The sequence below is a fragment of the Streptomyces sp. NBC_00878 genome (genome assembly GCF_026341515.1).
GTDB lineage: Bacteria > Actinomycetota > Actinomycetes > Streptomycetales > Streptomycetaceae > Streptomyces.
This window is the reverse complement of record NZ_JAPEOK010000001.1, coordinates 10,044,259-10,062,790: the sequence shown is the minus strand read 5'-3', so window position 1 is coordinate 10,062,790 and position 18,532 is coordinate 10,044,259. Positions and strand designations below refer to the sequence as shown.

The 18,532-nt window shown below is 71.1% G+C and carries 16 protein-coding genes; 14 read left to right on the top strand and 2 right to left on the bottom strand.

Features of this window, described 5'->3' with window-relative positions; translation table 11 throughout:
• The first annotated feature begins 108 nt into the window (after positions 1-108).
• The 10 genes from OHA11_RS43880 (at position 109) to OHA11_RS43835 (ending at position 11,118) form a co-directional block, all read left to right on the top strand.
• Entirely contained in the window at positions 109-405 is a 297-nt protein-coding gene (locus OHA11_RS43880) for a heavy-metal-associated domain-containing protein (RefSeq protein WP_266506585.1), read from the top strand.
• A gap of 77 nt (positions 406-482) precedes the next feature.
• Positions 483-2,741: a cation-translocating P-type ATPase gene (locus OHA11_RS43875; protein WP_266506583.1), complete on the top strand. Its 2,259-nt coding sequence runs from the start codon at positions 483-485 to the stop codon at positions 2,739-2,741.
• 125 nt (positions 2,742-2,866) lie between these two features.
• Entirely contained in the window at positions 2,867-3,223 is a 357-nt protein-coding gene (locus OHA11_RS43870) for an NADH-quinone oxidoreductase subunit A (RefSeq protein WP_266507854.1), read from the top strand.
• Positions 3,214-4,503, top strand: a complete 1,290-nt coding sequence (locus OHA11_RS43865; protein ID WP_266506581.1) for a hypothetical protein — start codon at positions 3,214-3,216, stop codon at positions 4,501-4,503. The genes OHA11_RS43870 and OHA11_RS43865 overlap by 10 nt, the downstream gene beginning before the upstream one ends.
• 8 nt (positions 4,504-4,511) lie before the next feature.
• Complete coding sequence (locus OHA11_RS43860) at positions 4,512-5,456, top strand: NADH-quinone oxidoreductase subunit H (protein ID WP_266507853.1); 945 nt, start codon at positions 4,512-4,514, stop codon at positions 5,454-5,456.
• A 32-nt stretch (positions 5,457-5,488) separates the two neighbouring features.
• Positions 5,489-6,049, top strand: a complete 561-nt coding sequence (locus tag OHA11_RS43855) for an NADH-quinone oxidoreductase subunit J (protein ID WP_266506579.1) — start codon at positions 5,489-5,491, stop codon at positions 6,047-6,049.
• Positions 6,046-6,351 (top strand): NADH-quinone oxidoreductase subunit K, encoded by a 306-nt coding sequence (locus OHA11_RS43850; protein ID WP_266506577.1) that lies wholly within the window; start codon positions 6,046-6,048, stop codon positions 6,349-6,351. Before OHA11_RS43855 ends, OHA11_RS43850 begins: the two co-directional genes overlap by 4 nt.
• Positions 6,348-8,201: an NADH-quinone oxidoreductase subunit L gene (locus tag OHA11_RS43845; RefSeq protein WP_266506575.1), complete on the top strand. Its 1,854-nt coding sequence runs from the start codon at positions 6,348-6,350 to the stop codon at positions 8,199-8,201. The genes OHA11_RS43850 and OHA11_RS43845 overlap by 4 nt, the downstream gene beginning before the upstream one ends.
• Before the next feature lie 5 nt (positions 8,202-8,206).
• Positions 8,207-9,712, top strand: coding sequence for a NuoM family protein (locus OHA11_RS43840; RefSeq protein WP_266506573.1), 1,506 nt, complete (start codon positions 8,207-8,209; stop codon positions 9,710-9,712).
• Positions 9,709-11,118 carry an NADH-quinone oxidoreductase subunit N gene (locus tag OHA11_RS43835; RefSeq protein ID WP_266506571.1) on the top strand — a complete coding sequence of 470 codons (1,410 nt, stop codon included), beginning with the start codon at positions 9,709-9,711 and terminating at the stop codon, positions 11,116-11,118. Before OHA11_RS43840 ends, OHA11_RS43835 begins: the two co-directional genes overlap by 4 nt.
• A gap of 142 nt (positions 11,119-11,260) precedes the next feature.
• On the opposite strand, the gene OHA11_RS43830 is transcribed toward OHA11_RS43835, so the two are convergent.
• Complete coding sequence (locus OHA11_RS43830; RefSeq protein WP_266506569.1) at positions 11,261-13,489, bottom strand: M4 family metallopeptidase; 2,229 nt, start codon at positions 13,487-13,489, stop codon at positions 11,261-11,263.
• Positions 13,490-14,176: 687 nt separating this feature from the next.
• Between OHA11_RS43830 and dhaK the strand changes: the two genes are divergently transcribed.
• From dhaK to OHA11_RS43815, 3 genes are all read left to right on the top strand, one after another.
• Positions 14,177-15,169, top strand: coding sequence for a dihydroxyacetone kinase subunit DhaK (gene dhaK / locus OHA11_RS43825; protein WP_266506567.1), 993 nt, complete (start codon positions 14,177-14,179; stop codon positions 15,167-15,169).
• Positions 15,170-15,243: 74 nt separating this feature from the next.
• Positions 15,244-15,843 carry a dihydroxyacetone kinase subunit DhaL gene (dhaL, locus tag OHA11_RS43820; RefSeq protein ID WP_266506565.1) on the top strand — a complete coding sequence of 200 codons (600 nt, stop codon included), beginning with the start codon at positions 15,244-15,246 and terminating at the stop codon, positions 15,841-15,843.
• 31 nt (positions 15,844-15,874) lie between these two features.
• Positions 15,875-16,285 (top strand): PTS-dependent dihydroxyacetone kinase phosphotransferase subunit DhaM, encoded by a 411-nt coding sequence (locus tag OHA11_RS43815; protein WP_266507852.1) that lies wholly within the window; start codon positions 15,875-15,877, stop codon positions 16,283-16,285.
• Here OHA11_RS43815 and OHA11_RS43810 read toward each other — a convergent pair.
• Entirely contained in the window at positions 16,270-17,124 is an 855-nt protein-coding gene (locus OHA11_RS43810) for a glycoside hydrolase family 75 protein (RefSeq protein ID WP_266506563.1), read from the bottom strand. The two genes, OHA11_RS43815 and OHA11_RS43810, sit on opposite strands and share 16 nt — an antisense overlap.
• A gap of 361 nt (positions 17,125-17,485) precedes the next feature.
• Between OHA11_RS43810 and OHA11_RS43805 the strand changes: the two genes are divergently transcribed.
• Complete coding sequence (locus tag OHA11_RS43805; protein WP_266506562.1) at positions 17,486-18,505, top strand: fibronectin type III domain-containing protein; 1,020 nt, start codon at positions 17,486-17,488, stop codon at positions 18,503-18,505.
• Positions 18,506-18,532: the final 27 nt, after the last annotated feature.

Below are 18,532 nucleotides of genomic sequence, written 5' to 3'. Positions count from 1 at the left end.
CAAGGCGACTGCAACACTTGCGCCAGATACCCTAGAGGGGTATACAGGATCTCGGCACAGATACCCCTGCCCCGTATCCGGATCGACCACATTCACCAGGAGGAACCCATGTCCTCGTCCTGCTGCTCCACCGACGGCTCCTGCTCGACCACCACCGCCGACAGCGCCACGGCGACCGAGGGCGTCACCACCACCGTCACCACGACCTACGCCGTCTCGGGCATGACCTGCGGCCACTGCAAGGCCACGCTCACCAAGGTCATCGGCGAGCTGGACGGCGTGACCGGGGTCGACGTCGACCTCGACACCGGTCGGGTCACCGTCGTCGGCGCCGCCGAGCCGGACGACACGCTGATCGCCGAGGTCGTCGACGAGGCCGGCTACGAGCTGACCGGCCGGGCCTGACCCCTGGTCCTCCCCCGCATCGGCCGGGCCCCGGCAGCACCGGGTCCTGGCCACCCACCCCGTACGAGGAGCAGCCCGTGACCACCACGACGACCGGCGCCGAGGTAGAGCTCGCCATCGGCGGCATGACCTGCGCCTCGTGCGCGGCGCGTATCGAGAAGAAGCTCAACCGCATGGACGGGGTCACCGCCACCGTCAACTACGCCACCGAGAAGGCCAAGGTCGCCTACGACGGTGACGTCTCCGTCCAGGACCTGATAGCCACCGTCGAGAAGACCGGGTACACCGCGCACGAGCCGGTGCCCGCACGCGCCGAGCCCGAGAGCGGTGACCGGGCGTCGGGCGCGGACGACGAACTACGGTCGCTGCGCGAGCGGTTGGTCACCGCGGTGGTGCTTTCGGTGCCCGTCGTCGCGATGGCGATGGTCCCGGCCCTGCAGTTCGAGTACTGGCAGTGGCTGTCCCTGACGCTGGCGGCGCCGGTCGTGACGTATGCCGGGTGGCCGTTCCACCGGGCGGCGTTCACCAACGCGCGGCACGGCGCGGCCACCATGGACACGCTGATCTCGGTGGGCACCTCCGCCGCGTTCCTGTGGTCGCTGTGGGCCCTGTTCCTCGGCACCGCGGGCACGCCCGGCATGACGCACCCCTTCGAGCTGACGATCGCCCGCGGGGACGGCGCCGGGAACATCTATCTGGAGGCCGCCGCCGGTGTGACCGCCTTCATCCTGGCCGGCCGGTACTTCGAGGCCCGCTCCAAGCGGAAGGCGGGCGCGGCGCTCAAGGCGCTGCTCGAACTGGGCGCGAAGGACGTCACCGTACTGCGTCCCGACGGCCGCGAACAGACCGTCCCGACCGCCGAGTTGAAGGTCGGCGACCGCTTCCTCGTACGCCCGGGCGAGAAGATCGCCACGGACGGGACGGTCGTCGAGGGTTCCTCGGCGGTGGACGCCTCGATGCTCACCGGTGAGTCCGTGCCGGTGGAGGTCTCCACGGGCGACCCGGTCACCGGCGCCACGATCAACGCGGGGGGCCGTCTGGTCGTCGAGGCCACCCGGGTCGGCGCCGACACCCAACTCGCCCGGATGGCCAAACTGGTGGAGGACGCGCAGAACGGCAAGGCCTCGGCCCAGCGCCTCGCGGACCGCATCTCCGCCGTGTTCGTACCGGTCGTGATCGCTCTCGCGCTGGGCACCCTCGGTTTCTGGCTGGGCAACGGGGCCGGGCTGACGGCCGCCTTCACCGCCGCCGTCGCCGTACTGATCATCGCCTGCCCGTGCGCCCTCGGCCTCGCCACCCCGACCGCGCTCATGGTCGGCACCGGCCGCGGCGCCCAACTCGGCATCCTCATCAAGGGCCCCGAGGTCCTGGAGTCCACGCGCCGCGTCGACACGATCGTCCTGGACAAGACCGGCACGGTCACCACTGGCCGTATGACCCTGCTGGCCGTGCACACCGCCGACACCACCGACGAGGCCGAAGTCCTGTGCCTGGCAGGCGCGTTGGAGCACTCCTCCGAGCACCCGATCGCCCGCGCCGTCGCCGACGGGGCACTGGAGAAGCTGGGTTCCCTGCCCACGCCCGAGGACTTCGCGAACGTACCCGGTCTCGGTGTGCAGGGCGTCGTCGACGGTCACGCCGTCCTCGTCGGCCGCGAGCGGCTGCTCGCGGACTGGGCCATGGAACTGCCCGAGGACCTGACGCGGGCCAAGGCCGAGGCCGAGGCGGCCGGACGCACCGCCATCGCGGTCGCCTGGGACGGCAAGGCGCGAGCGGTCCTCGAAGTCGCCGACGCGGTGAAGGAGACCAGCCCGGAGGCGATCACACGGCTGCGCGCCCTTGGCCTGACACCGATCCTGCTGACCGGCGACAACCGGGCCGTGGCCGAATCGGTCGCCCGCGAGGTCGGCATCGCGCCCGAGGACGTCATCGCCGAGGTGCTCCCGCAGGACAAGGTCGACGTCGTCAAGCGGCTCCAGGCCGAGGGCCGTTCGGTCGCGATGGTCGGCGACGGCGTCAACGACGCGGCCGCCCTCGCCCAGGCCGACCTGGGCCTCGCCATGGGCACCGGCACGGACGCCGCGATCGAGGCCGGCGACCTGACGCTCGTACGGGGTGATCTGCGCGCCGCGGCCGACGCCATCCGTCTCGCCCGTCGCACCCTCGGCACCATCCGGTCCAACCTCTTCTGGGCCTTCGCCTACAACGTGGCAGCCCTGCCGCTCGCCGCGGCGGGCCTGCTCAACCCGATGATCGCCGGAGCGGCCATGGCCTTCTCCTCGGTGTTCGTCGTCGGCAACTCCCTGCGCCTGCGCTCGTTCCGCGCGGCGAACTGACATCCGAGTATGGGCAAGAGGAGGCAGCTGGTGTCGTGCGTTCCGTCCTCCACGGACGGCTGACATGCTGCCTGGCGTGGTGACCGTCCGAGAGCGGTCGCCGGGAAGGGACCCGCGTGGAGACAGTGGAGACATCGGACTGGCAACCGGTACTCGTACTCCTCGTACTGATCGTCGCGGCCGTCGTACTGCTCCATGGCCTGTCCGTCGCACTGCGGGCGGTCCGCGAGCCCGTGCACACCGGCCCGTTCAGCGGCGGACTCGAACCTCAGGAACACCCGCTCTCCCGGTTCCACGTGCGCTGGTACCCCGTCACGATGGTCTTCCTCGCCTTCGACATGGAGATGCTCTTCATGTACCCGTGGACGAAGGTCGTCTCGGCCGTCGGCACCAGCGCCGTCGTCGAGATGTTCCTCTTCCTGGGGATCCTGCTCGCGGGGGTCGCGTACGCCTGGCGCGAGGGGGCGTTCCGGTGGAGTTGAGACGCGCACTCGCGCGGGCTGCCGTGTCGCGGCCGGGCGTCCTCCTCGCGGTGTCCGCCGGTGCCACGCGTCAACGGCTCGCGGTGGAAGCGGAGTTGGCACGTCGTGGCTGGTCGTGTGTGAGCGGGCCGGCGGAGGCTGACCTGCTGGTCATCGCCGGCGACCTCGGGAGCGAGGGCGAGGAGAGCGACGGAGTCGTCGCAGGTCTATGGCGTGGCATTCCGGCACCCAAGGCCCAAGTGCGGATCACGGATCCCGAGCGGGTCGCCGACGCTCTGGACCGCGGGCTCGCGGACCTTCAGCGCGGAGAGCACGAGAGCCACCACACCCACCACGCCCGTGACGAGCACGACGAGCACCACGAGCACCACGAGCACCACGAGCACCAACAGAACAGTGATACCGCTCCGCATTCGGACCACGGCGGTCACGACATGCACGGTGGCCATCACGATCACGCGGGGCACGACATGGGCGGCCTCATCGAGGGACTTCCCATGGCGGACCGGGCCGACGACCGGGACGGTCTGCGCCTCGACGTACTGCATGTGCCGCTCGGGCCCGTCCTCGCCGACTGGCCCGCGGGGCTGATCCTGCGCCTGGCTCTCCAGGGCGACGTCGTGCAACAGGTCACCGTCGAACCGGTGGCCGCTCCCCCGTCACCCCGTCCGCCCTTCTGGGACGAACCATGGCTGCGTGCCGCCGACGGTGAGCACGTTTCGCAGGGCGAGGCGGCACGACGGCTCTGCGCGGCCCACCTGGACAGCCTGGGCAGGTTCTTCGCCGTGACCGGTTGGGACGACATGGCCGCACGGACGCGATACGTACGGGATCGCGCCCTGGCCGGTGACGATGCCGCCGAACTCACCTCCCTCGTACGCCCGTTGATCCGTCGGGCCCAGCGCTCGCGGACGCTGCGATGGTTGACTACGGGGCTCGGGGCGCTGTCCGCCGAGCACGCGCGTCACCGTGGGGTGACAGGACCGGCTCTGGTCGCCGACGGGGACGCGTACAGCCGCATGCTCGTGTGGCTCGACGCGGTGGGACGGAGTGCGGCGGCCTGCGGGGCCACCGAGGTTCTCGACGCGGCCGAACCCGTCGGACCCCGCGGGAGACTCGACGCGGCCGTGCCTCCGTCGAGGGCCCTGCTGGACAGCCTCCCCCCGCTGCTCGAAGGAACGGAGTTCGCCTGTGCGCGGATCATCGTCGCAAGCCTGGATCCGGACCTCGACGAGCCGACTCACGTACCGGCGGCCGGAACGGTCCACAGCCATGGGTGACCGCAACCATGGGTGAGCGCGCTCCGCTGTGGGCGGTTCTCGTGCTGCCCGCTCTGCTGGTCGGGGTGGCCCTGGTGACGGCCGGGTTCGACGCCCTGCTCGCGGCGGGAGCCCGGTACGGGCGGCCCGGCTCGCTGCGGGAGGCGGCGGTCCGCGCGGCGGAGCCCGGTCGCCAGGTCCTCCGGCAACTGGTCCAGCAGCCTCGGCGGACCCGGGCGTCGGACCTGCCTCTGGCCCGCATCGGAGCGGCTCTCCTCCCTGTCGCCGCCGTCCTGGCCGCCGTCGTACTGCCCCTCGGTTTCCGGTCGGTGAGTGATCTGCCGGAAGGGATCGTCTGGTTCAACGCGATGGAGGCGTTGGCGTGGGCGGCGGTCTGGCTGGCGGGCTGGGGGCCGAACTCGACGCTCTCGCTCATCGGCGGCTACCGCTTCCTCGCCCAGGGGCTGACGTACGAGCTGCCGCACATGCTGGCCATCACCACGGCCGCGCTGGGCGCCGAGTCGCTGCGGGTCGGTCAAGTCGTGGACGCCCAGGCGGGGTTGTGGTTCGTGGTGTGGATGCCGGTGGCCTTCGGGATCTATCTGCTGAGTGCCATGGCGATGGCGTTCTGGGGGCCGTTCGACCAGCCCGCCGGAGGTGATGTGGCGGGTGGCGCGGGCGGCGAGTTGTCGGGCGCGGACCGGGTGCTGTTCCTCGGTGGCCGGTGGCTGCTGCTGGTCGTGGCCGCGGCGTTCAGTGTGCCGCTCTTCCTGGGCGGCGGGCACGGGCCGCTGCTGCCCGGCTGGGCGTGGACCGTACTCAAGACGGCCGCCGTCCTGGCCTTCCTGGTGGGGGTCCGGCGCGCGATTCCGACCGTACGTACGGAGCGCTATCTGGAGCTGGCCTGGGTCGTGTTGACCCCGCTGGCGATCGTGCAGGCGCTGGTCGTGGCCGTGGTGGTGCTGAACCGGTGAGTTCCCTGACGGAAGCGAGGTGAGGTACGGCGATGGATGTCGCGGTCTTCTGGGTACTGGCCGTCCTTGCGGTGGTCTGCGGAGTGATGGTGTTCCGCTTCGACTCCATGGCGCGGGCGACGTTCTCCCTGCTGGCCTCGCTGTTGTGCGTGGGCGGGCTGGTCGTCCTGCTGGGACTGGACTACCTGGGCATCGTCATCGTGCTGATGATGACGATCGAGATGGCCATCATGGCGGTCTTCATGGTGATGTACATGATGAACCCGGCCGGGCTCATGCCGATGACGATGATCCACAACAAGAAGGGCGCGGCCGTCGTCTGCGGCCTGGTCTTCGCGCTGCTGGCGGCCGGGATCCTGCTCGCGCCCTGGCCCGCCCGCCGGGGCAGGGCTCCGGCAGACCCCACCATGGAACTCGGTATGTCGCTTATGGGCCCGCAGATGCTCACCATGATGACCCTGGGCATGGCCCTGTTCGCGACGATCGTCGCCACCGTCGTGCTGGCCACCCGCCGCGGACGGTACGACCGGTTCGGAGACGATCTGCGGGCGCGGCGCGCGGACGATCCCGTACGGGGTGGTGTCGGCCGGTGAGTCTGGAGCTGTTTCTGCTGCTGGCCGCCGCGCTGTTCAGCGTCGGCCTGTTCGGTGCCCTCACCCAGCAGTCCATCGTGATGCTGATGATGGGCCTTGAGCTGATGCTCGGCGGGGTCATCCTGGCTGCCGCGGCCGCGTGGCACTACATCGCTCCGGCGGCGTCCGAGGGGCAGGTCCTGATCGTGGTGGCGGTCACGGCGATGGCCCTGGAGATGGCCATCGGGTTCGCCGTCGTCACCGCCCTGTTCCGGTCGCGGGAGATCGACATGACCGACATGGCTGCGGAGTTGAAGGAATGAGCGCTCTGCTGTGGGCACTGGTCGCCCTGCCCCTCGGCGCCGGTGTGCTGCTCCTGGTGGTGGGGCGGCGGGCCGATCGTGCGTCGCCGGGCGTGGCGCTCGCGGTCGCGGCCACCACGGTGGGACTCGCCGTCGCCGCGGCTTTCCGGCATCCGAGCGCGCAGGCACCATTCCTTGACGGTCTGCCGATGCGACTCGCGGTGGACGGTCTGTCGGGGCTGCTGGCGGTCACGGTCACCGCGGTCACCCTCGTCGTACTCCTCTTCAGCGCGGCGGAGTTCGGCGCGGGTGAGGCGCGGGCGCGGTTCTTCGGGCTGATGCTGCTGTTCGCCGGGAGCATGCTCGTCACGGTCACCGCCGCCACTCTCCCGGTCCTGCTGATGGGCTGGGAGGTCATGGGCGCCACCTCATGGGCGCTGATCGGGTACTGGTGGCGGGACCCGGAGCGTACGAGTGCGGCCGACACCGCCTTCCTCACGACCCGGACCGCGGACCTCGGCCTCTATCTGGCGGCGGGCGCGGCCCTCGCGAGCGGCGGCGGTCGGAACTCGTCGCTCTCGCTCGACGGCCTCGCGCGGGCCGAGGAGCCGTGGCTGTCGTTCATCACCGCGGGCGTGGTCGTCGCCGCCCTCGGCAAGTCGGCCCAACTGCCTTTCAGTTTCTGGCTGTCGAAGGCGATGCGGGGCCCGAGTCCGGTCTCGGCCCTGCTGCATTCGGCGACCATGGTCGTCGCGGGCGCGTACCTGCTGCTGCGGACCGGGCCGCTGCTGGAGGCCTCCGGCTGGGGCGACGACGTGGTCGCCTGGACGGGGGCGGCCACAGCCGTCCTCCTCGGGCTCGTCGCAGTCGCACAGACCGACCTCAAACAGCTGCTGGCCGCGTCGAGTTGTGCGCAGATCGGCTTCATGGTCCTGGCGGCAGGGGCGGGCGCCACGACCGGCGGCACGCTCCAGCTCATCGCTCACGCGGCGGCGAAGAGTCTGCTGTTTCTCGCGGCGGGCGCTTGGCTGAACGCGCTGGGCACCCAGCAGTTGCCCGCGCTCCTCGGCGCGGCCCGCCATCACCGTACGGTCGGCATGGCCTTCACCGTGGCCGCGCTCTCCTTGGCCGGGCTTGCGCCGCTCTCCCTCTGGGCCGCCAAGGACGTACTGCTCGCCGGTGCCCTGGAGCGCAGTCCCTGGCTGTACGCGGCCGGGCTTGCCGCTGCCCTCCTGTCCGCGGTCTACAGCGCCAAGGCGTTGTGGTTCGTATGGCGTCCGGCGGTGGCGCGCCCCGAAGCCCGGCACATCCCGGCCGGTGCCGTTGGGTCTCTCGTCCTGCCGGCCCTCGCCTGCGTGGCGCTGGTGGTTCCGGCCTTCCCTCCGGTACGCGACAGCGTGAGCCGTGTCCTCGCCGTCTCCGGTCAACCCGCCCCACATGCCTGGGAGTTCGTATTCTCCGCCGGTCTGGCTCTCCTGGCCACCGCGGCAGCCTGGGGCTGGGGCGCGCGCCCGCTGCCCTTGGCGGCGCGGGTGACGTCGGGGTTCGCCGACTGGCTCGGCCTCGAACGCGCGGCTCATGTCCTCCTGGTCGCGCCCACGATGCGACTGGCGCGCGCCGCCGCGGCGTTCGACGACCGGGTCCTGGACCGTGCCGTCGACGGCTCGGCCTCCGCCGCCGTCCGGCTCGCCCGCTGGACGGACGACGTCGTGGAACGAGCCGTCGACGGGACGGTCGGCGCGGTCGCCGCCGGAACCCGTGCCCTCGGCCGCTGGGCCCGCCGCCCGCAGACGGGACAGTTGCACCAGTACCTCGCCCAGGCGGTCGCCGCCTTCACCGTCCTCGCCGTCGTCCTCGTCCTCGTGAGGTGATCCGTTTGCTGACCGCCCTCGTCTTCACGCCCACGGCCGTCGCGTTGCTGTTGTTCGCGCTGCCCCGCCGTACGGCACCGGCCGTGTTCCGCGCGGTCTGGGTGACGGCGTCGGCCGTCGAACTGGTCCTGGTCATCGCGGTGTGGGCAGGGTACGAGCCGGGCGGGGGAATGCAGTTCGAGGAACGCGCCCGCTGGATTCCGGGCGCGGGGGTCAGTTACCACGTCGGCGTCGACGGCCTGTCGCTTCCGCTGCTCGCCCTGACCTGTCTGCTGTTCCTCACCTGCGCGGTCTACTCGCTGCGCGAGAACCGCCGGATCCGTGAGTTCGCGGCGCTGTTCCTCTTCCTCGAGACGACCTGCCTCGGGCTGTTCGTCGCCCTCGACCTGATCCTGTTCTTCGTCTTCTTCGACCTGTCCATCGTGGCGATGTACTTCGTCATCGCCGGATGGGGTCATCGGCAGGCCGCCCGTGCCGCGTTGAAGTTCTTCCTCTACACGTTCATCGGGTCGCTCGCCCTGTTGCTCGGCTTCATCGGCCTGTATCTCGCCGCGTCGCCGCACACCTTCGACATGGTCGAGCTGACCGAGCAGAACCCGCTCGCCGGGCGGTCCGCGTACGGGGCTGTGGTGCTGCTGGCCGTCGTGGTCGGTCTGGCGGTGAAGACCCCGACGGTGCCCTTCCATACATGGCTGCCGCTCGCGCATGTCGAGGCGCCCGCCGCCGGTTCGGCGATCCTGGCCGGGGTGCTGCTGAAGATGGGCACGTACGGGTTCGTACGGATCGCCATGCCGATGCTGCCCGAGGCCTGGCGCCGGTACGCCCTCGTGCTGGTCGTCATCGGCGTGCTCTCGGTCCTCCACGGGGCGCTGGTCGCGCTCGCGCAGACCGACTTCAAGCGGATGGTCGCGTACACCTCCGTGAATCACATGGGCTATGTCGTACTGGCCGTCGGCGCGGCGGCCGCAACGGCGGACAGCTCCGAGCAGGCGCGCTCCCTCGCCGTCACCGGAGCCGTGACCCAGATGGTGAGCCACGGGCTGCTGACCGGCGCGCTGTTCCTCCTCGCGGGGGTGCTCCACGAGCGCGGACGCACCTACGACATGGGCGCCTACTCCGGACTCGCCGCCGTGGCGCCCGTGTTCGCCGCGATGACGGGCGTCGCGGCCTTCGCCTCGCTGGGGCTTCCGGGCTTCTCCGGTTTCATCGCCGAGTTCCAGATCTTCACGGGCAGTCTCGGGCCTCAGCCGCTGGCCACGGCGCTGTCGGTGCTCGGCATCGTCCTCACGGCCGGGCTGTTCCTGCGGGCGCTGCGCCAGGTGTTCACGGGGCCGTTGCGGCTGCCCGACGCGCCGGGTACCCCGCGTGCGTTCGCCGACCTGCGGGTGCACGAGAGCCTCGCCGTGGTTCCGCTGCTCGTCCTGGCCGTCGTCCTCGGTGTGGCACCGCGCTTCCTGCTGGACGTCATCGAACCGGCCTCCCGCTCGGTCCTGGAGTTGCTCGCCCGATGACCGAGATGAACGAGAACCCACTCGATCTACTGCCCGAGGTGCTGCTGGCGGCCTCGGCGGTACTCGGGCTGCTGCTCGGGTCCTGGCTGCCGCGCGCCCGGCAGTGGGCCGTCGGGCTGCTGGCGGTCGTCGCGTGCGTGGCGGGGATCGTCGCGGCGTCGGTGGCGGCCACCGAGCCCGCCACGACGGCCTTCGGGGAAGCCTTCGCCGTCGATACCGTGACCGGCGCGTCCCGGATCGTCGTCCTCGGCGGCACGCTCCTCGTCCTCGGTGTCTCCTTCCGCCCCCTGCGAGGCGATCCCCGGGAGAGCGAGTTCTACGTCCTGGTGCAACTGGCCGCCCTGGGCGCGCTGATGATGTCCGGCACCCAGGACCTGCTGCTGTTCGCCGCCGCGTATCTCCTGGCGAGCATCCCCGCGTACACGCTCGCCGGGTTCCGCAAGGACGGTCCGGGCACCGAGGCCGCCCTCAAGTACTACGTGGTCGGTGCCCTGCTCGGCGTACTCCTGCTGGCCGGTGTCACCGTCCTCTACGCGGCCGGGCGCGCGACCTTGTACCCGATGCTGGGTGACGCGCTGCGCGACGCCCCGGAGCCGCTGGTCGCCGTCGGTGCGATCGGGCTGCTGGCGGGGGTGCTGTTCAAGGCGGGCGGCGTGCCGGCGCACTTCTGGGTGCCCGATGCCGTGCAGGGCAGCAGCGCGCCGGTCGCCGCGCTGCTCACCACCCTGCCCAAGATCGGGGCGCTCGCCGCGCTCTTCCGGGTCGGTGACGCGGCCTTCGCGGGCGGCCCGCTGCCGTGGGCGGCGCTGATCGCCGTGCTCGCCGCCGCGTCGATGACGCTGGGCAACCTCGGCGCGTTCTTCCAGCAGGACGTGAAGCGGCTGCTCGCCTACTCGACGATCAGCCAGGTCGGCTACCTGCTCATGCCGGTGGCCGTGGTCGACCGCTCGGACCTCGCGCAACAGGCGCTCCTGTACTACCTCGCGGCCTACACGGTCACCAACCTCGGGGCGTTCGCCGTCGTCTGCGCCCTCCCCCGGGCCCACACGGTGGACGACTACCGGGGGCTCGCGAAGGACCGCCCGCTGCTGGCGGCGAGCCTGGTCATCTGCCTGCTGGGCCTGGTCGGCACGCCACCCACCGCGGTGTTCCTCGGCAAACTCCAGGCGTTCGCCGCCGTGTTCGACGGCGGCTACGCGTGGCTCGCCGTCCTCGCCGCCGTCAACACCGTGGCGTCCCTGTTCTACTACCTGCGCTGGATCGTGCCCACGGTCTCCCGCGGCGCCTCCCCGGGCCGCACGGAGGGGGACCGCACGGCACGCGTCGTCGCGTACGCGGCCACAGCGGTCTCCCTCGGACTCGGTCTGGCGGGAGGACCGGTCCTCGACGCGCTGGCGGCCCGATGAATCCCTGCCCCCACCCGCGACTCGCGGCGTACGACATCTGGCGCTCTTTCCGCTGTGGGGCTGAGTCTGCGGTAGCCGGACAGCCACAACCCGCCTTCCGGGTCTGTGATACCCACCGGCACCACAGACCCGGGACCGCTGGTCAGAAGGTCAGCTTCCAACTGTCGATGTAGCCGGTGTCGCCCGAGTAGAGGTCCTGGACGCGGAGCTTCCAGGTGCCGTCGGCCGGTTCGGCGGAGGCGTCGACGGTGTACGTCGTGTGGATGTCGTCGCCGGAGTCGCCGGAGACGTTCTTCAGCCGGTACGTCGTGCCGCCGGGGCCGACCAGATCGATCGCCAGGTCGCCGCGGTAGGTGTGGACGATGTCCACCGAGACCTGGAGGGTGCTCGGGGCGTTGCCGGTGCGACCGGTCACGATGAGCGGGGACTCGACCGGATCGCCCAGGTCGGGGACCCGCACGTCGCCCGGGTTGACGAAGAAGTCGCCACCGGAAGCGATGACACTCCAGGTGAAATCGGCCTCGGCTGCGGATCCGTCTGCGGCACTCACGGTCACGGTCGGGGTGAACTCCCCCGCCTCGGCCGGGATGCCGGAGATCACGCCGGTCTCGTGGTCGATGGCCAGGCCGCCGGGCAGGCCGGTGGCCTCGTACGTGAGGCTGCCCGGACGGCTGGTGTCCGCCGCGATCCTCAGCGTGGCGGGCTGACCGGTCGCGGATTCCTGCTTGGAGGGCACCGGCAGCGCGACGTGATTAACGAAGCGCGGGCCCACGTTCACCGCTGCCCAGGTGTTGCCGACGGCCTCGTACGCCTCGCTGGACCGGCCGAACAGGTCGGCGGCGGCTTGGAGGGTGGCGACGCGGGCGCCCGCGTAGTCGGTGGTGGACGTCATGTAGGTGGTCAGCGCCCGATACCAGACGTTCGTGGCGTTGTGCAGGCCGAGGCCGGGCACCGGCTCGCTGTCGTAGGTGGGGCTGTTGTAGCCGACGCCGTTGACGGTCTTCTGGCCGCTGCCCTCGGCGAGGAGGTAGAAGAAGTGGTTCGCCACGCCGGAGGAGTAGTGCGGGTCGAGCCCTTCGGTGGCGGTGGACCAGTAGTCCTGTGAGTCGCCGTCCTTGGAGGGCTGGTCCATGTAGCGCAGCGGGGTGCCGTCGCCGTTGATGTCGATCCGTTCGCCGACCTCGTAGTCGGGTACGTCGTTCGGGTTGTTCGTGAAGAACTCCACGGCGGCGGCCATGATGTCGCTGCTGCCCTCGTTCAGGCCGCCGGACTCGCCGTTGTAGTAGTACAGGTCCGCGGTGGCGCTGGTGACGCCGTGGGTCATCTCATGGGCGGCGACGTCGAGCGCGGTCAGCGGGTTCGCGTTGTCCTTGCCGTCTCCGTAGAGCATGCAGAAGCAGTCGTCGTCCCAGTAGGCGTTGACCACGCCGTTCCCGTAGTGGACCCGGGAGGAGGCGCCGACGCCGTCGTTGGCTATGCCGTTGCGGCCGAACTGGTCGTGGTAGAAGTCCCAGGTCTGCTGGGCACCGTACGCGGCGTCCACGGCGGCGGTCTGGCGGTTGGACGGGGCTCCGTCGCCCCAGATGTCATCGGCGTCGGTGAAGAGCGTGCCGGTGCCGGTCGTGGTGCCGCCCAGGTCGTACGTCTTGTGGCCGCCGCGCTGTGTGTCGGTCAGTTCGAAGACGTCTCCGTTGCGGGTGCTGCCGAGGTTCACCTCGCCGTTGAACTGGCCTTTGCCCACGCCGGGGTGGACGGTCTCGAACTCCCGCAGCTTCTTACCCCTCTTCGCGTCGGTGACGACATGCACCTCGCGCGGAGAGCCGTCGTCCTCGACGCCGGTGACCACGGACTCCCAGGCCAGGGCGGGCGCGCCGTCGCCTGCCCAGACGACCAGTCGCGGTGTTCCGTCCGCCTTTACCTGCCCGGTGCCGTCGGCCTTGGCGGCGGCAAGCGCCGACTTCTTCGCCGTCGACGCGGCGACCGTGGCGTCGGTCGTCGACACGGATACCGGAGCGTCGGTCGCCTTGCTGACGGTCCGGCCGGCGCCGCGCTGATGGACCACCAAGTCACCGCCGAGGACGGGGAGTCCGGCGAAGGTGCGCTCGTAGCGGGTGTGGACGGTGCCGTCGGCGTCCTTGATGACGTCCTTCGGCAGCAGCTTCTCCTCGGCGCCCAGCTTGAGGGCACCGGCGGTGACGGTGGCGGACTTCGCCGCGGACTTCAGCAGGCTGCTGCGCTGAGCGGGGGTGAGCGGGACGGGAGCCGCGCCCGCCCTGGTCTCCGCGGCGATCCGGGCCGGGGCCTGGGCCTGGTTCGGCTGGGCGGACGCTCCGGTCGCCGGCGTGGCCGCGGCGGCGATGAGGGCGGTCACGACAAACAGCGCGCTTCCCGTGACGCGCTGGGGACTACGAGACAGTCTGGGTCTGCGGGGACGCAAGGATCTCGGCACTCCTGCTCCTTCCGGCCGCTCGATGGCAGCCGTGTGGGAAATCCCGATGGTGGTCAGCCATCCAGGGAGAACGTGCATGGGGGGTCGTGCCGCGCGGCGTGGAGATCTTCACACTGAAAGGCCGCCAGTGTCATGGCCTGAACAAATAGTTGTCCGGAATGAGGTCTTGTCGTTCACGCCTGAACAGGCATAGCGCGAGGGCGACATGCACCTTTACACGATGTAAACAACTGCCTCACAGGTGCTCCTCGGCCACATCAGCGCCGGGTTGCACACAGCAGAGGCACATCGTCCCGGGACGGCTCCGGCCGGCCGAGGTCGGCGTGAGGAATGGGGCCCTGCGACCCCCGGACACCCAAGAGCGCCGGCACACGTGACCATCGCCGCCCCAAGGCTGATACTTCCGAGAGCAGGCTGTCAGGACTGCGGATCCATCCAACACATGGGCCTGACGACCTGTCAGCAAGGTCGGCATCGGCTCGGCATCAGCCCCGCCGGCCCCCGCTTTCAACCGCCACCGATCGCCAAGACCGAAAGCTTCCCTTACCGTATCCGACCAGGCAATACGCAGGCCGGAAGCACAGATGCACGTCTCACCAGGAGGTATCCATGAAGATGCTCATCAACGTCGCGGAGACCGTTGTCGCGGACGCACTGCGAGGCATGGCGGCCGCCCATCCCGAGCTGATCGTGGATGTCGAGAACCGGGTGATCGTACGGAGGGACGCTCCGGTGGCCGGGAAAGTGGGGCTGGTGTCGGGCGGCGGTTCGGGGCACGAGCCGCTGCACGGCGGGTTCGTGGGCCCCGGGATGCTGTCGGCGGCCTGCCCCGGCGAGGTGTTCACGAGCCCGGTGCCGGACCAGATGGTGCGGGCGGCGGCTGCCGTGGACAGCGGCGCCGGCGTGCTGTTCATCGTGAAGAACTACACCGGTGACGTACTCAACTTCGACATGGCGGCGGAGCTGGCCGAGGACGAGGGCATCCAGATCGCGAAGGTCCTCGTCAACGACGATGTTGCGGTCACCGACAGCCTCTACACCGCGGGCCGCCGCGGGACCGGTGCCACGCTGTTCGTGGAGAAGATCGCGGGCGCGGCGGCCGAGGAGGGCCGGCCGCTGGAGCGGGTGGAGGCACTCGCCCGGCAGGTCAACGAGAACGCGCGCAGTTTCGGTGTCGCGCTGAGCGCGTGCACCACTCCGGCCAAGGGCAGCCCCACCTTCGATCTGCCGCCCGGGGAGCTGGAGTTGGGCGTCGGCATCCACGGTGAGCCGGGCCGGGAGCGGCGGGCCATGATGACCTCACGGGAGATCGCCGACTTCTCGGTGAACGCGATCCTGGAGGACATGCACCCCCGCAACCCCGTCCTGGTCCTGGTGAACGGCATGGGCGCCACACCGCTCCTGGAGCTGTACGGCTTCAACGCGGAGGTGCAGCGGGTACTGACCGAGCGCGGGGTCCCGGTGGCGCGCACGCTGGTCGGCAACTACGTCACCTCGCTCGACATGGCCGGCGCCTCGGTGACCCTGTGCCAGGTCGACGAGGAACTGCTGCGGCTGTGGGACGCGCCGGTACGTACGGCGGGCCTGCGCTGGGGCGTGTGACGCCGGGGCTTGTGACGCTCCCCGCCCCAGCGCCGGTACGACCGGTCAACTCCCTTACCCAGCAAGGAGATCCAGTGCTCGACGCCGACTTCTTCCGCCGTTGGATGACGGCGACCACCGCGTCCGTGGACCGCGAGGCGGAACGGCTCACCGCCCTCGACTCGCCGATCGGCGACGCCGACCACGGCAGCAACCTGCGGCGCGGCTTCACGGCCGTGGCGGCCACGCTGGAGAAGGAGGCGCCGGACACGCCCGGTGCCGTCCTGATGCTCGCCGGACGGCAGTTGATCTCGACGGTGGGCGGCGCGTCGGGGCCGTTGTACGGGACACTGCTGCGCCGCACGGGCAAGGCGCTCGGTGACGCGGCCGAGGTCGGCGAGCAGGAGCTCGCTCAGGCGCTGCGTACCGGTGTGGACGCGGTGATGCAGCTCGGCGGGGCCGCGCCCGGCGACAAGACCATGATCGACGCGCTGGTGCCCGCGGTCGACGCGCTCGGCGAGTCCTTCGCCGCGGCGCGGGCCGCCGCCGAGGAGGGCGCCCTCGCGACGACGCCGTTGCAGGCCCGCAAGGGCCGGGCGAGCTACCTGGGAGAGCGCAGCATCGGGCACCAGGACCCGGGTGCCACCTCCTCGGCCCTCCTGATCGCGGCGCTCGCGGAGGCGGCCGGTGAGTGACGTGCCGAATGCGCCGGGCGGCGGGGAGCAGCTGAGCGTGGAGAAGCTGGTGGGCATCGTGCTCGTGTCGCACAGCGCGGCGGTGGCCGCCTCGGTCGCCGAACTGGCGACGGGGCTCGCCGGCGGCGGTACGACCGCTCCGGTGGCGCCCGCGGGCGGTATCGAGGGCGGCGGCTTCGGCACCAGTGCCGAGCTGATCTCCGCCGCGGCCGCCGCCGTGGACCGCGGCGCCGGTGTCGCCGTCCTCACCGACCTCGGCAGCGCGGTTCTCACCGTGAAGGCCCTGCTGGCGGAGGGCGACGAACTCCCGGCGGGCACCCGTCTGGTGGACGCGCCCTTCGTCGAGGGCGCGGTCGCGGCGGTCGTCACGGCGTCCACGGGAGCCGACCTGGCGGCGGTGGAGGCGGCCGCCGCGGAGGCGTACAGCTATCGGAAGGTGTGATCGGAAGGTGTGAGCCGGGCGTCCTCATGGGCCGCGATCGCCCGGTTCCGCCGGACGAACTCCCGGGCAAGTCGCTCGCCCACGGCGACGGCCGCCCGGGGGTTCTCGATGGGGGACGCGCTGGAGTTCTCGAACAGGATGTACGTGACCCCGAAGGCCGCCCCGCCACCGCTGGGGTCGGGACGGATACCGAGGCCCCGGGCCGTGGCGTACGACGCCTCGCCGATGACGTCCCCGGGACCGACGTCGCCGACGACCGCGTACTGCACCCGGTCGCCGTGGATCACGGCGGCGACCGTGCCGCGCCGGACGCTGTGCGCGTGGTGGTTCCAGATGTCACTCGCGGCGGGCACGACGATGTACGGAAGCGTCTCGGCGCTGAGATAGCGGCCGTCGGACTGCCGGTAGGACGTGGTGTCGGAGAAGAACGGGTCGGTGGTCTGGTTGCAGTACCGGCCCGGGCGGCCGTCGCAGTCGATGTCCATGTCGGCCTTCCAGAAGACCGCGCCGTACTTGCCGCAGACGGGGATGTCCGCGGGCGCCCCGTCGTCTCTGCGGAAGAAGCCGCGTGAGACGGGAACGCAGTCGCGCACCACGGCCAGAAGGTCCGCGGCCCGGACGCTCCTCCCGTCGTGCCCGGGATCCCCCTCCGGCCCCGCGTTCCCTTCCCGCCCGGGATTCCCTTGCGGCCCCGCGTTTCCCGCGCGCCCCGCGTTCCCCTCGTTTCCCGCGCGCTCGTGCACGGCTCCGGGCCAAGGAGCGACGGCGGCGATCGTGGTGGAGGTGAGCAGGGCAGCACCGGCCGCGGCCAGCGTCAGCGACCGGGACTGGGCATGCACGATAAGAGACCCTCTCCTGGACGGGTACTGACGAACACTCAGCCCAATCTGGTGGGGGTTCGAGCACGCGGCCACCGTTGGGGGGCCGTACGGAGCAGGCCCGGTGACGTTTCGTCGGGGGCCGGGCGGCCGGAGCCGATGTCGGCTCCGGCCGCCCGGCCGCCCTCGCCGGCGCGGGATCAGCGACGACAGCGTTCCGCACCGTCGGCGTGAACTGCCCTGCGACAAAGGCGAGTTCAGCCGCCAAGAGCATCAGCATACGTAACGTCCGATCGATACCGCGAACACGGCCCTCTTGATGTGGGCACGCCGACCAGGCCATATTGGTCCGGACCAATCCCGTTCAAGGGAGGGCAGAGCTGTGCGACGCGTACTCCTGCGAGCCGTGGCGGTCCCCGGCGCTTTGCTCATGGCGGTGTCCTGCGGCTGGGGCGGCCAGGACTCGGACGGGGCCGGCCGACCGCCCGGGGCCCCGGCGGGCGTCACCGCGGCGGCGGGCAGCTCCACCAGCGTGCACGTCATGTGGAACCTGGCTACCGGGGAGCCCAAGGTCGCCCACTACGAGGTGTATCGCGGCACCACCAAGGTGAAGGAAGTGCCGGGTTCGGACCACATGGTCGACATCACCAGGCTCAAGCCGTCGACCATGTACGCCTTCTCCGTACGGGCGCGGGGCACCGACGGGAGGCTCGGACCGCCCAGCGAGCGGGTGCGGGCCGCCACGCCGGCCGCGACCGCCGCCGACGAACGCGCCCCGAGCGCCCCGAAACGCCCCCACGGCAAGGCGGCCGGGAGCCGGGCCGCCCAGCTGTCCTGGGACAAGTCCACGGACGACCGGAGCGTGGCTTCGTACGACGTCTATCAGGGCGATACGAAGATCCACAGTGTGGGCGGCGCACAGACGGCGACCGTGGTCACCGGGCTGCGGCCGGGCACCCGGTACTCCTTCACGGTCCGGGCGCGTGACGCGGCGGACAACGTCTCGCCCGCGAGCGAGGCCGTACGGATCACGACCTCCCCTGGCTCCGACGACGGAAAGGGCACGGACACGGGGTCGGGCTCGGGCCTGGCGCCGACCGGTTTCCGGGCGACGACGCACCGCACCGACGGGGCGTACTACCTCGACCTCGCCTGGATTCCGCCGAACTCCGAGCTGCTCGACGGGGTGATCACGGAGTATCAGATCCAGCTCGACCGGCAGCCCACCACCTCGCTCGTCTGGGGCGGGACCGCCCCGCGCGACAAGGCCACGTACAGCTTCTACGTGGGGCGGGAGGCCGGGGTCACCCAGCGGGTGCGGATCAGGGCGAAGCTGCCGGACGGGACGTGGGGCGCCTTCTCGGCGGAGCGGACGGTGACGACGGGAGCGGCGCGGCCGTAGGGCGGGGCGGTGGCGCTGTAGTGCTGC

Coding starts and splice junctions, on each gene's coding strand:
- OHA11_RS43845 (WP_266506575.1), top strand. CDS start 6,348: ATGAGCGCTCTGCTGTGGGCACTGGTCGCCCTGCCCCTCGGCGCCGGT.
- dhaK (WP_266506567.1), top strand. CDS start 14,177: ATGAAGATGCTCATCAACGTCGCGGAGACCGTTGTCGCGGACGCACTG.
- OHA11_RS43855 (WP_266506579.1), top strand. CDS start 5,489: ATGGATGTCGCGGTCTTCTGGGTACTGGCCGTCCTTGCGGTGGTCTGC.
- OHA11_RS43860 (WP_266507853.1), top strand. CDS start 4,512: ATGGGTGAGCGCGCTCCGCTGTGGGCGGTTCTCGTGCTGCCCGCTCTG.
- OHA11_RS43880 (WP_266506585.1), top strand. CDS start 109: ATGTCCTCGTCCTGCTGCTCCACCGACGGCTCCTGCTCGACCACCACC.
- OHA11_RS43835 (WP_266506571.1), top strand. CDS start 9,709: ATGACCGAGATGAACGAGAACCCACTCGATCTACTGCCCGAGGTGCTG.